Source organism: Nitrospirillum goiasense (assembly GCF_034427435.1).
GTDB lineage: Bacteria > Pseudomonadota > Alphaproteobacteria > Azospirillales > Azospirillaceae > Nitrospirillum.
In genome coordinates, this window is record NZ_JAXQNP010000002.1 from 390,488 (window position 1) to 403,376 (window position 12,889).

General features: G+C 67.5%; 10 protein-coding genes. 4 read left to right on the forward strand and 6 right to left on the reverse strand.

Annotation, left to right across the window (positions count from 1 at the left end; translation table 11 throughout):
• Positions 1 to 86 precede the first annotated feature (86 nt).
• The 4 genes from pgsA (at position 87) to ULB03_RS04155 (ending at position 3,006) form a co-directional block, all read left to right on the forward strand.
• A complete protein-coding gene (gene pgsA / locus ULB03_RS04140; protein WP_322482015.1) occupies positions 87 to 716 on the forward strand; it encodes a CDP-diacylglycerol--glycerol-3-phosphate 3-phosphatidyltransferase in 630 nt (209 codons plus the stop codon).
• Positions 717 to 719: 3 nt separating this feature from the next.
• Complete coding sequence (gene moaD / locus ULB03_RS04145) at positions 720 to 971, forward strand: molybdopterin converting factor subunit 1 (protein ID WP_145736771.1); 252 nt, start codon at positions 720 to 722, stop codon at positions 969 to 971.
• Between the two features lies 1 nt (position 972).
• Complete coding sequence (locus ULB03_RS04150; protein ID WP_322482016.1) at positions 973 to 1,449, forward strand: molybdenum cofactor biosynthesis protein MoaE; 477 nt, start codon at positions 973 to 975, stop codon at positions 1,447 to 1,449.
• Between the two features lie 252 nt (positions 1,450 to 1,701).
• Positions 1,702 to 3,006 carry an ATP-binding response regulator gene (locus tag ULB03_RS04155; RefSeq protein WP_322482017.1) on the forward strand — a complete coding sequence of 435 codons (1,305 nt, stop codon included), beginning with the start codon at positions 1,702 to 1,704 and terminating at the stop codon, positions 3,004 to 3,006.
• Between the two features lie 242 nt (positions 3,007 to 3,248).
• Here ULB03_RS04155 and ULB03_RS04160 read toward each other — a convergent pair whose 3' ends face one another.
• From ULB03_RS04160 to ULB03_RS04185, 6 genes are all read right to left on the reverse strand, one after another.
• Positions 3,249 to 4,592, reverse strand: coding sequence for a DUF1329 domain-containing protein (locus ULB03_RS04160; protein WP_322482018.1), 1,344 nt, complete (start codon positions 4,590 to 4,592; stop codon positions 3,249 to 3,251).
• A gap of 242 nt (positions 4,593 to 4,834) precedes the next feature.
• On the reverse strand, positions 4,835 to 6,628 hold the full coding sequence (locus ULB03_RS04165) for an acyl-CoA dehydrogenase C-terminal domain-containing protein (RefSeq protein ID WP_322482019.1): 1,794 nt from the start codon (positions 6,626 to 6,628) through the stop codon (positions 4,835 to 4,837).
• 77 nt (positions 6,629 to 6,705) lie between these two features.
• Positions 6,706 to 9,048: a 3-hydroxyacyl-CoA dehydrogenase/enoyl-CoA hydratase family protein gene (locus ULB03_RS04170; protein WP_322482020.1), complete on the reverse strand. Its 2,343-nt coding sequence runs from the start codon at positions 9,046 to 9,048 to the stop codon at positions 6,706 to 6,708.
• 25 nt (positions 9,049 to 9,073) lie between these two features.
• Complete coding sequence (locus tag ULB03_RS04175) at positions 9,074 to 10,210, reverse strand: thiolase family protein (protein WP_322482021.1); 1,137 nt, start codon at positions 10,208 to 10,210, stop codon at positions 9,074 to 9,076.
• A gap of 134 nt (positions 10,211 to 10,344) precedes the next feature.
• Positions 10,345 to 10,761 carry a MerR family transcriptional regulator gene (locus ULB03_RS04180; protein WP_322482022.1) on the reverse strand — a complete coding sequence of 139 codons (417 nt, stop codon included), beginning with the start codon at positions 10,759 to 10,761 and terminating at the stop codon, positions 10,345 to 10,347.
• A gap of 402 nt (positions 10,762 to 11,163) precedes the next feature.
• On the reverse strand, positions 11,164 to 12,786 hold the full coding sequence (locus ULB03_RS04185; protein WP_322482023.1) for a tetratricopeptide repeat protein: 1,623 nt from the start codon (positions 12,784 to 12,786) through the stop codon (positions 11,164 to 11,166).
• Between the last annotated feature and the right edge of the window lie 103 nt (positions 12,787 to 12,889).

A 12,889-nucleotide genomic window follows, 5' to 3' on the forward strand; every position in this document is an offset into this window, starting at 1 on the left:
GGACTGCCGCCCGTGGGTTCCCGTCAGGTGCCACCGCCCTGCCGGCAACCCCATCGTGCCGCCTGAGATCGCCCCAGGACCGCTTCATGCTGACCAGCCTGCCCAACCTGTTGACCCTGTCGCGGATCGTGCTGATCCCCGTCATCCTGGCCCTGCTCTGGTTCCCGGCGGCGTGGACGGCCTGGACGGCCGCCGGGCTGTTCGCGCTGGCCGCCATCACCGACTATTTCGATGGCTATCTGGCCCGGGCCTGGCATGAGGAATCCATCATCGGCCGGTTCCTGGACCCCATCGCCGATAAGCTGCTGGTGGCGGCGGTGCTGTTCCTGCTGGTGGCGGACCATAAGATCGTGGGCCACGCCGTCCTGCCCGCCGTCATCATCCTGCTGCGCGAGGTGGCGGTGTCGGGCCTGCGCGAGTTCCTGGCGGGCTTGCGCGTGGGTGTTCCCGTGTCCCGCCTGGCCAAGTGGAAAACCGCCATCCAGTTGATGGCCATCGGCTGGCTGATCGTGGGCGATCACGGGCCCGCCTGGCTGTACGTGCGCCCCATCGGGGAGATCGGCCTGTGGGCCGCCGCCGTGCTGACCCTGATCACCGGCTGGGATTACCTGCGCGCCGGCCTGCGGCATATGCTGGCCCCCGCCGGCGAGGCCCCAGTGGCGGAGCCCGTCTCCAAGGCGCCCCCGGTCATCAACGCCGCCCGTACGGGAGCCTGAACCATGCGCATCCTCTATTTCGCCTGGCTGCGCGCCAAGATCGGCACCGCCGAGGAAGAGGTGGCGCCACCTGCCGAGGTGGCGACCACCGGCGACCTGATCACCTGGCTGCAATCGCGCGGGCCCGCCTACGCCGACGCGCTGGCCAACCGCGCCGTGGTCAAGGTGGCGGTGAACCAGGACTATGTCGGCATGGACCATCCCCTGGCCCCGGGGGATGAGGTGGCCTTGTTCCCGCCCGTGACCGGGGGCTGACATGGCCATACGCGTCCAGGCGGAAGATTTCGACGTGGGCGCCGAGCTGGCGGCCCTGAGCGATGGCAACCCGTCCATCGGCGGCGTGGCCAGCTTCGTGGGCCTGGTCCGCGACATGTCCAAGGGGGATGAGGCCGGCAAGGGGGCCGTCAGCGCCCTGACCCTGGAACATTATCCCGGCATGACGGAGCGGCAACTGGCCGCCATCGAGGCGGAGGCGCGGGCGCGCTGGCCGCTGGACGCGGTGCTGATCATCCACCGCCATGGCCGCCTGCTGCCCGGCGACCGCATCGTCCTGGCCGCCTGCGCCAGCGCCCACCGCGCCGCCGCCTTCGAGGCCTGCTGGTTCCTGATGGATTGGCTGAAGACCAAGGCGCCCTTCTGGAAGCAGGAGGAGACGCCGGACGGCGCGCGCTGGGTCGAGGCCAAGGAAGAGGATGAGCACGCGGCCGACCGGTGGCGGCAGCAAGCGCCGTAAGCGTCCGGCGCCCAAGCGGACGGCGCCAGGCGGGCGTCTAATTCCTGGAAAATATGGGGCGCTTTTTAGGCATTAACTCAAACGCGCCGCCCTTATGACCGTCGCATCCCGAGTCTAATACCTTCCGTCTAGTCTCTGACTCATTAACTAAAACCTTGGGCAAGTCTTGGCTTTTAGTGGAGAGGCCACCGACGACAGGGGACAAGCACCCCCGAAATGCTGTAGCATCCCGCGATCAGCTTCAGAGCCCCCATGCCCGACACTTCCTACAATCCGGCCGACCTGCTGGCGCAGGATCAACGCAACGCCACCATTCTTTTGGTGGACCATAACCAGGGGTCGCTGATCGCCCTGGTCGATATGCTGCGCCAAGGCGGCTTCCGGTTCGTTCATTGTCGGCAGGATATGCGCGAGTTGGCGGGGTATTGCCGCGACCTGTCGCCCGACGTGCTGGTCCTGAGCCTGACCGGCGACGGCCCGGCCGAGAACGCGGGGCTGATGGCGGCCTTGGAGACGCTGTCCGCCCTGCCCGCCGAGGCACGCCCCGCCGTGCTGCTGCGCGTCGGCCTGCTGGACACCACCCAGCGGGAGCAGGCGCGCCGTCGCGGCGTCGGTGACTTCATCGCCCACACCTGCCATCCCACCGAGGTCGTGACCCGCGTGGCCAGCGCGGCGCGGCTGCGCTTCCTCGACCTGCAGCTGGCGCAACAGCAGCGCCAGGTGGAGATCCAGGTCAGGGACCGCACCGGGCGCCTGCTGGAATCGCTGGAAGCCATGCAGGAGCGGGAGCGGACACTGCTGGCGGCGCTGGAGCAGACACGCATGGAAATCCGCCAGAAGGCGGACTTCCTGGCCCACGCGACGCACGAGCTGCGCACGCCGCTGAACGCCATCCTGGGCTTCGCCGACCTGCTGCGGCGGGAATTCCACGGCCCCCTGGGCGACGCCCGCTACCAGGAATATGCCGAGGATGTGCACGCCGCCGCCAGCCACATGGCCGCCGTGGTGGATGGCACGCTCGACCTCAGCCGCGCCGAGTCGGGGCAGGCGATGCTGGAGATGCGGGACATCGACATCGGCCGCGCCGTGCAGGACAGCGCCCGCCTGCTGCGCACCTTGGCGGCGGACAGCGGCGTGGACCTGATGGTGAAGGTGCCGGACCGGCCGCTGCGCCTGCGCACGGACCCGGAGAAGGTGCGCCAGATCATCCTGAACCTGGGCTCCAACGCCCTGAAGTTCACGCCGCGCGGCGGGCGGGTGACGGTGGAGGTGCAGGCCGACGACCGGGGCGGCGCCCTGATTCTGGTGGTCCGCGACACCGGCGTGGGCATGGCCCCGCACGAATTGCCCATCGCACTGAAGCCCTTCGGCCAGGTGCGCGGTCCCCAGCACGCGGGCGCCCGCGGCACGGGGCTGGGCCTGCCGCTGACCAAGCGCTTCGTGGAGATGCTGGGCGGCACCCTGGACATCACCAGCACCCCTGGTCGGGGCACCGTCGTCACCGTGCGCCTGCCGGCGCCGGAAGGCGACACGGGCGCCACGCGCGCCAGCGCCTGAGCCCTTTCGGGCCCAACTGACTACCGCTTTACGTTTAGGGAAACTTGACCGGCACCATTCCCGCCGGTGAAAAAGGAAAAGCCCGCGGGAGGTGCGTCCTTCCTCCCGCGGGCTTTACGCATCCGGCGGACCTGAACCCGGCCGGATGCGGTTTCTGCGTCACTCCGGCCTGTGAGGGCCGGTTGTCGGCGGCGGGGGTGCGTCTCTCCCCCGCCGCCAACCCTTTGAACCCTACACGCGCCTCAGCGCACGCCGGACCGGCGCAGGCTGTCCGGCGAGAAATCGGCCGCCGTCAGGCTGACGTTGAAGTTGTAGGGCTTTTCCTGGTTGGTGAAGCCGCTGGCGGTGTAGCGGCCCGACTGCAGGTCGTACACGGCGAACAGGCCCGCCCAATAGCTCTGGATGTCATAGAAATTGATGCCGTGGGCCTCGGTCACGCGCCACAGCTGGTCGCGGCTGTCATACTGGTCGGCGACCAGGATGCCCCAGCTGTCCTCGTCCACGTAGAAGGTGCGGCGGGGATAGATGTGGCTGGTGCCGGCCTTCAGCTTGCCCTCGACCACCCACACCCGGTGCAGCTCATAGCGGGCGTAGTCCTGGTTGATGTGCTTGGCCTTGATCAGCTGGTCATAGGTCAGCTTGTCGCTCTGCAGCTGATAGGCGTTGTAGGGGACGTACATCTCCTTCTTGCCCACCAGCTTCCATTCGTACCGATCCGGGGAGCCGTTGAAGACGTCCAACTGGTCGGAGGTGCGCAGACCGTCCGAGGCCGTGCCCGGGTTGTCGTAGGCGACGTTGGGCGCGCGGCGGACGCGGCGCTGACCGGGGTTGTAGGTCCAGGCGTTACGCGGTTCCTTCACCTGGTCCATGGTCTCATGAACCAGCAGGATTTCGCCCGCCAGGCGCGCCGGCGCCGTCACTTCCTGCTGGAAGTACAGCGAGGTCTGGCCGTCCGGGCCGGTGTCGGAATAGAGGAACTTCGACTTTTCGTCGATGTTGATCATGGTGTAGGCGCCATCGGACTGCGGGTTGGCAGCACCGTACTGGCGTTCCAGCTGCTTGCCCTTCCAGCGCAGGATGTGGTTCCACACCACCTCAACACCCGACTTCGGAATCGGGAAGGGCACGCCCACCTTGGCCCCGTCCACGCCGTTGCCGTCGTCCACCAGCTTGGCGCGGGTGGCGTTGGCCAGCGTCTCGTCATAGACGCTCTTGGGCAGGGAGGCGCTGCGGTGCGTCGGGTAAACGACCATCTTGTAGTCGGGATACTGCTTCAGCAGGGCCTTCAGGCCTTCCGGCAGCTTGTCCGCGTACTGGGCCATGTTCTGGCCGGTGATGGTGAACAGCGGCTTGTCGCTGGCGTAGGGATCGACGTAGGCGCCACCGGGCTTGTAGCCGGCGGGCGGGGTGGTGATGCCGCCGGTCCACTCCGGAATGGTGCCGTCCTTGTTGCCCGCCTTCTCAGCGCCGTTGGGCGTCAGGGTCTTGCCCAGATCAGCCGCGGACTGCGCCAGCGCGACGCTGGCCATGCCCCCCAGACAGACGGCGAAGGCGCCGCCGACCAACGCGGTGTTGCTCCACTTCATCCTTTTCCTCCCTTATGCGCCCGGGTGTTCACCGGCGCGCGTATCGTTATCCGAGTGGGTGCTGGTGCAAACGCTCGTTTCCCCAACACCCATTCCCAAACGCTCACTCAAGGATCCCCCACCTCTGGGACAACCGTCCCGGGATTGGCGTTTGATCCTCTCATTTCAATAGTTTGGTCGATGCCGGCGCGACGCGCAATGGCTGTCGAACCGGCATCGCCGGAGAAAAGCGGGTGTGGGGCTCAGAACAGTTCGGCCTCCAGATCCATGACGGTCTTGGCCCCGGACATCAGGGCCTTGAAGCGGAAATCCACCTCGGGCAGCAGGCGCTGCATGAAGAAGCGGGCGGTCTTGATCTTGGCCTCATAGAAGCCGGACTTGCCGTTGCCGCCCTCGGCCAGCTTGGCGTTCGCCACCTTGACCATGCGCAGCCACATCCAGCCCAGGGCCACCAGGCCGAAGATGCGCAGATAATCGGTGGAGGCGGCACCGGCCTCGTCGGGGTTCTTCATGCCCTTCTGGGCGATGATGGCGGTGGATTGCTGCAGCTTGCCGAAGGCCTTGGCCAGCGGGCCGGCGAATTCCAGCAGATCCGTGTCCTCCATCGCCGACTCCAGCTCACCCGCCAGCGGGTGGAAGAAGCGGCGCAGCAGGCGGCCCATGTCCTGGCCCAGCTTGCGGCCCACCAGGTCCAGCGCCTGGATGCCGTTGGCGCCTTCGTAGATCATGGCGATGCGGGCATCGCGCACGAACTGCTCCATACCCCATTCGCGGATGTAGCCGTGGCCGCCGTACATCTGCTGGGCCATGGTGGCGCACTCATAGCCCATGTCGGTGAAGTAGGCCTTCACCACCGGGGTCAGCAGGGCCACGAACTCGTCCGCCTCGGCGCGGGCCTTGGGGTCGGGGTTATGGGCCGCCTGGTCCAACTGGATGCCCACCCAATAGCCCAGGGCGCGGGCGCCCTCGGTGAAGGCCTTGATGGTCATCAGGTTCTTGCGCACGTCCGGATGGACGATCAGCGGGTCGGCGGCCTTCTCCGGCTCCTTGGCCCCGGTCAGCGACCGGCCCTGCAGGCGTTCCTTGGTGTAGGTCAGCGCGTTCTGGTAGGCGACGGTGGCGATGCCCAGTCCCTGCATGCCCACGCCCAGGCGGGCGGCGTTCATCATGGTGAACATGGCGCGCATGCCCTTGTGGGGCTCACCCACCAGCCAGCCCTTGGCGTCGTCGAAGTTCATGACGCAGGTGGCGTTGGCCATGATGCCCATCTTGTGCTCGATGGAGCCGCACATGACGCCGTTGCGTTGGCCGGGCTGGTTGTCCGCGGTCGGCAGGAACTTCGGCACCAGGAACAGGCTGATGCCCTTCACGCCCGGGGGCGCGTCCGGCAGCTTGGCCAGCACCAGGTGAATGATGTTGTCGGTCAGATCATGCTCACCGGCGGAGATGAAGATCTTGGTGCCGGTGATGTTGTAGCTGCCGTCGTCGTTGGGGACGGCCTTGGTCTTGATCAGGCCCAGGTCGGTGCCGCAGTGCGGCTCCGTCAGGCACATGGTGCCCGACCACTCGCCCGAGGTCATCTTGGGCAGGTAGGTGTCCTTCAGCTCATCATTGGCGTGGGTGTGGATGGCGTTCCACGCCCCCTGCGTCAGGCCCGGGTACATGGCGAAGGCCATGTTGGCGGAGATCAGCAGTTCCTCGAGCACGAAGGTGATGGCGTGGGGCAAGCCCTGGCCACCGTACTTCGGATCCATGGATAGGCCCTGCCAGCCGCCCTCGACATAGGCCTGGTAGGCCTCCTTGAAGCCCTTGGGGGTGCGCACCACGCCGTTCTCGTAGTGGCAGCCCTCCTCATGGCCGGAGCGGTTCAGGGGCTGCAGCTCGTTCTCGCAGAGCTTGGCCGCCTCTTCCAGGATGCTGGAGACGAGGTCGCGGGTCGCGTCCTCGAAGCCCGGCAGCTTGGCCAGGTCCTCGGCCTGCAGCAGGTCGTTCAGGACGAAATCGATGTCTTCGAGCGGCGCCTTGTAGGTCGGCATCGGAGAATTCCCTTAATTCCAAGGGGTAGCTTCGGGAACGCCGGGACGGTCACCCGCCCCGGCCCCAAACGAGGGCGTCAGTTGCGCAGCGGCTTGCCGGTGGACAGCATGTGGTCGATGCGGTCGATGGTGCCGGGCGTGCGCACCAGGCGCATGAAGGCCTCGCGTTCCAGGTCCAGCAGGTCGTCCTCGGTCAGCACCGTGGTGATGTCGGTGTCGCCACCGGTCAGCACCCAGGCCAGCTCGCCGGACACCACCACATCGTGGTCGGTGGCCTTGCCCTGGCCGTGGAAGCCCTCCACCGCCATGTCCAGCGCCGTGCGGGCGCCAGGACCGGGCAAGCGGATTTCCAGCGGCTCGGGCGCCGTGTAGTCCTTGGCCAGTTCCAGGGCCTTGGCCTTGGCGTCGGCCAGCAGGCGGTCGCGGTTCATGGTGATGCCGTCGGTCGGGCGCAGGATCAGCATCTCCTTCGCCTCGAACGCCGACTTCGCCACCTTGGCCGTGCTGATGTACTCGAAGGCCTTGGCGATGGGCGGCATGGGGCCGCCCGGGCGCTTCTTGTTGAAGGTGTGGCGGTACAGCATTTCCTTGCAGCCGCCCCAGCCGGGCACCAGGCCCACGCCCACCTCGACCAGGCCGATGTAGCTTTCGGCGTGCGCCTGCACCGCGTCGCAGTGCAGCAGGATCTCGCAGCCGCCGCCCAGGGCCATGCCCGAGGGCGCGCCCACCACGGGGAAGGGCGCGTACTTCAGCGCCTTGTAGGTCTGCTGACCTTCGGCCGTCGCCTGCTCGATCTGCGGCCACAGGGCGATGTTCAGCGCGAACAGGGCCAGGCCCAGATTGGCGCCGACGGAGAAGTTGTCGCCCTCGTTATGGATGACCAGCGCCTTGTAAGGCCCGGACTTGCCGTCGCCGATGATGTCGATGGCCTTGCGGTAGAGGGCCATCACCTGGTCGTCCAGGGCGTTCATCTTGCCGGTGAATTCCAGGCACAGCACGCCGTCGCCGATATCCCACAGCGCGGCCGAGGCCGTCTTCGCCACGGGCTTGGAGGCCCGCTTCACGTCGGACAGCAGCAGCACGCCGGCGGGGCGTTCCACCACCGCGTACTCGCCCTGCGTGGTCAGGTAGTGCAGGCGGCCATCCTCCACCTTGTAGAAGGGGCGGCCGGCGGCCAGGGTCACCAGGGCGGGAACCGGCAGGCCGGCCTCGGTCAGCTTCTCGGCGAACCAGGCCGTGCCCAGGGCGTCGATCATCTCGAACGGGCCCTGCTTCCAGTTGTAGCCCAGGCGCATGGCGGCATCGACGTCCAGGATGGTATCGGCGATCTCCGGCACCAGGCTGGCGGCATAGGCCAGCGCCTGGCTCAGCACCCGCCAGGCATACTGGCCGCCCTTGTCGCTGTGGGTGACCAGACCCTTCAGGCTGCGCTCCTTGGCCGACGCCAGCTCGGCCTTCACGGTCGGGCGGTAGGCGCCGGTCTTCAGGTCGATGGTCTCGCGGATGCGCTTGCCGTCGGGCGTCTTGGTCTGGCGGTAGAAACCGCCCTTGCCCTTACGGCCGGTGTAGCCCTCGGCGATCATCTTCGCCTGCAGCGGATTCTCGCGGTAGACGCGGCGGTAGTCGTCCTGCGCCGGCAGGGTGGACAAGAGGCTCTTGGCGATGTGCGGCCCCAGGTCGATGCCGACCAGGTCCAGCAGGCCGAAGGTGCCGGTCTTGGGCAGGCCCATGGGCTTGCCGGTGATCAGGTCCGTCTCCTCCACCGTCAGGCCCAGGTCCTCGGCGGCGTTCACCGCCGCCTGGAACCAGTAGGTGCCGATGCGGTTGGCGATGAAGCCGGGGGTGTCCTTGCAGTGCACGACGCCCTTGCCCAGGCGCACGTCACACACCTGGCGGATGGTATCGACGGCGTCCGCGCGGGTCTTGGGGCCGGCCACGATCTCCAGCAGCCGCATATAGCGCGGCGGGTTGAAGAAGTGGGTGATCATGAAGTCGGCGGCGAACTGATCGCTGGCGCCCTCCAGCAGGATCTCCAGCGGGATGGTGGAGGTGTTGGAGCTGACGACCGAGCCCGGCTTGCGCACCGCGTCCAGGCGGCGGTACAGCGCGTGCTTGATGTCCTTGTTCTCGATCACCGCCTCGATGATCCAGTCGACGTCCTTCAGCTTTTCCAGGTCGTCTTCCGTGTTGCCGGGGGTGACCAGGCGGGCGGCGTCCTTGTGCATGAAGGCGGCGGGTTCGGTCTTCAGCAGCTTTTCGACCGCCCCCTTGGCGACGACGCTGCGGTCACCGCCGCTGTCCTTAACGGCCTGGGGCACGATGTCCAGCAGGAAGACGGGAATGCCCGCGTTGGCGATGTGGGCGGCGATGCCGCTGCCCATCACCCCGGCGCCGATAACGGCGGCGCTTTTGATTTCCATGGGGTCTCTCCTCAACCGGGGCCGATCAGACCGCTTCCAGGACGGTGGCGATGCCCTGGCCGCCGCCGATGCACTGCGTGGCCAGCGCGAACTGCTTGCCTTCGCGCTTCAGCAGGCTGGCGGCCTTGCCGGTGATGCGGGCACCGGTGGCGCCCAGCGGGTGGCCCAGGGCGATGGCGCCGCCATCCAGGTTCACCTTGGCGGGGTCGAAGCCCAGCTCATGCGCCACGGTCATGGACTGAACCGCGAAGGCCTCGTTGCTCTCCACGATGTCGATGTCCTTCACCGTCAGGCCGGCGCGCTCCAGCGCCTTGCGCGAGGCCGGCACCGGGCCGTAGCCCATGATGGTGGCGTCGCAGCCGGACACGGCGATGGAGCGGATGCGGGCCAGGATGGGCAGGCCGTGGGCCTTGGCGTATTCCTCGCTGGTCACCAGCGTGGCCGACGCGCCGTCGGTCAGCGGGCTGGAGGTGCCGGCGGTGACGGTGCCCTCCTGGTCGAAGGCCAGCTTCAGGCCAGCCAGGGTTTCGGCCGTGGTTTCGGGGCGGATGCAGCCGTCCTTGTCCACCAGCTTGCCCTTCACGTCGATGCCGACGATCTCATCGGCCAGGCGGCCGGCGGCCTGGGCGGCGGCCGCCTTCTGGTGCGAGGTGACGGCGTAGGCCTCCTGGTCGGCGCGGCTGAAGCCGAACTTCTTGGCCAGGTTTTCCGCGGTGATGCCCATGGCCATGTAAGCGCCGGGGTTGGCGGCGTGCAGGGCCGCGTTGGGCATGGGGTTGAAGCCGCCCATGGGGATGCGGGTCATGCTCTCGACACCGGCGGCGATGAAGGCCTTGCCGGCGCCCAGCGCGATGGCGCCCGCCGCCATGTGGATGGCCTGCATGGAGGAGCCGCAGAAGCGGTTGACCGTGGTGCCGGCGACGGCCTGAGGCAGGCCGGCGATCATGCCGATCAGCTTGGCGACGTTGAAGCCCTGCTCCCCTTCCGGGAAGGCGCAACCGACGATCAGGTCTTCCAGATCGGCGGTGTTCACGCCGGTGCGCGCGACCAGCGCCTTGACCACCGCCGCGGCCAGATCATCCGGACGGACCTTCACCAGGTCGCCCTTGTTGGCCAGCGTGAACGGGGACCGGGCGTAACCGGCGATAACGGCTTTAGTCATTGGTGTGCTCCTCGCCTTGGCAAACGGGTCGGCGCCTCATTTGGCGGGCGCCGGATCATTGGGGTGCGGGAAGGACCGTGCCGGGATGCGTCCCCGGCACGGGGGAACGGATGGAAAAAAGGACCCGGCGTCGGTCAGACGTCCAGGGCCCCCTTCTTGGCCAGATGGTCGACGACCAGGCTCTCGATATCCTTGAGGTCGACCAGGGTCTGCTGCACGTCGCGCAACTGCTGTTCCAGGGTGGTGATGCGGTCGCGCGCGCTTTTCAGCAGGAAGCGCATCTGCTCGACCTGGGCGTCGCCCACATCGTACAGATCCAGGAAATCCTTGATGCCGGCGATGGTGAAGCCCAGGCGCTTGCCGCGCATGATGAGCTTCAGGCGCGCCCAGTCACGATGGGTATAGACCCGCTGCTGCCCCTCGCGTCGGGGGGTCAGGAGGCCCTCGTCCTCATAATAGCGGATGGTGCGGGGCGTCAGCTCGAAGGCCTCGGCCAATTGACTGATGGTGTAGGTCTCTTCCACCGCCGTCACGGGCGCTCCGTCGGGCATGGTCCTCTCCCTGGGCTGGCCGAAACCCCCTCGTTCCGCGGAGGGTCGGCGCCTTACGTTTACGTAAACGTAAGGGCGGGGACGGCGGATGTCAATGGGCCTGAATCAACTTTCAACTTCATCCGTTGGGGGTAACCGTTGGCTTGATAAATCACGCCCTCAAGCGCGGGGCGCCAACATCCGCTGGCTTGGCTTTCCTCGCTTTCCAATCCGCTGACGCTCCTCAGAAAGCTCTGGCGGACGCAGTCGCGTCCTACGGCATGAGCTAGGCTCATGCCGCTGTTACCCCCCCTTCAATGAAAGCGCCCCTAGGCCGCGACCGCGGCCGCCGGAGCGAGTACCGAAGGGCGCAGCGAGGATAAGGCAAGGGCCCGGATGGGCCCGCCCGCCGTTTGAGGGAACTCAGATAAAAAAATGTATCTGGGTGCGGTCGTAGCCGGTACCCAGCAGCATGGGCTGGCCCTGGTTCACCGGGAAATCGTGACCGAAGAAGTAGACGGCCTGCTTCCAGTGGTTGGTGCGGGCGGCGGAGCGGGAGCTGTAGACCACCTCCTCGTCCATGTGCAGGTCGAACCAGAAGGCGACCCCCTGCACCAGGCCGGGGCGGGTGGCCTGGACGGTCAGGCTTTTCAGGTCGCTGTCCGGCATGCTGACGCGGAAGTCGAAGAACCAGGCCGGAAACGGGTCCGACAGCATCTGGTGATCGTCGCCGGCCAGGTCGATCTGCTGATAGCCGGGCGCGCGGAACTGGTCGAATCGGCTCATGTCGAAGCCGCTGACGCTGCGGATGGGGCTGACGCGCCGCAGGTCGTCCGCCTGGATCAACTGGGCCCAGACGGTGGCCGCGGCGGGAATGACGCGGGCGCCGGGGCGGGCCAGGTTGCGCCGGGCATGGTCCAGGATGGCCAGCATGTCGGGCGCCAGCATGCCGACATTGACGATGTCGGACACCAGCACGTCCGCCGGACGCGGCAGATCCACGCCCAGCTTCAGGTCCTGCGGTTTCTTGGCCACGATGGTGACGCGGTCGGCATAACCGTTCAGCGCCACCGTCTCGCGCGCCACGGTGGCCAGGGCGGCCAGGGGCTCCGACGCCACGACGCGGGCGGCACCGGCCCGCGCCGCCATCATGCTGACCAGGGCGGAACCAGCACCCAGTTCCAGCACCAGGTCGCCCGGACGGATGGCGCGCAGCAGCGCCGCCTCATAGGCGTCGTTGCGTTCATGATCGTTCAGGCGGGGGATGTGCCAGGCCGGCACCTGGGTGCTGCGCAGCAGTTGCAGCGCGTACTGCACCGCCTGGTTATCCGGCAGGCGCGTCTGCACGCCCGTCAGCAACGCGACGGCATCGTCGGTGCGATCCTGGCCCTGGAACACCTGGGCCAGGCAGATCGCCGCCTCATACCGGCTGCTGTCGGCGGCCAGCACCTGGGCGAACAGGCCGCCCGCCTCGTCCAGCCGGCCGGTGTAGAGCAGCAGGGTGCCCAGGTTGTACAGGGCGTCCAGATTGTCGGGCAGCAGGCCCAGGGAGTGGCGGAAGCAGAACTCCGCCTCCTCCAGGCTGCCCAGTTCGCGCAGGGTGTTGCCCAGGTTGTTGTGCGCCTCGGCATAGCGGGGGTTGATCTCCACCGCCTCGCGGAAGCGGGCCTCGGCCTCGGCCAGGCGGCCCAGGGCGCGCAGGGCGTTACCCAGGTTGTTCTGGCTGACCGCGTCGTCGGGGTTGAGGGCGACGGCGGTGCGGAAGCAGGCCTCCGCCATCTCGAACTGCCGGCAGCCGTACAGCAGGACGCCCCGGCTGTTGTGGTATTGGAAGTTCTCGCCATCCAGGGCGATGGCCTGTTCGAACAGGTCGTTGGCCTCGATGGGCCGGTTGGCTTTCAGCGCGATCACACCCAGCAGGTGGGTCGCCTCCGCATGGGCCGGATCGGTGGCCAGCGCGGTGCGGCAGCTCATCTCCGCTTCCGCCAGGAAGCCGGCCATCAAGTGCTGGCGGGACAGGTCCACACAATCCTGGACGAAGGACATCCACTCCTCCTCGGGGGCAAGGTCGCGTCTTTGCGCCGGGAGGAGAGCAAGGGGTGTGCCAGACGCACCCCTTGCCGAAGGGCTTGGATTCCCTACAGGATTG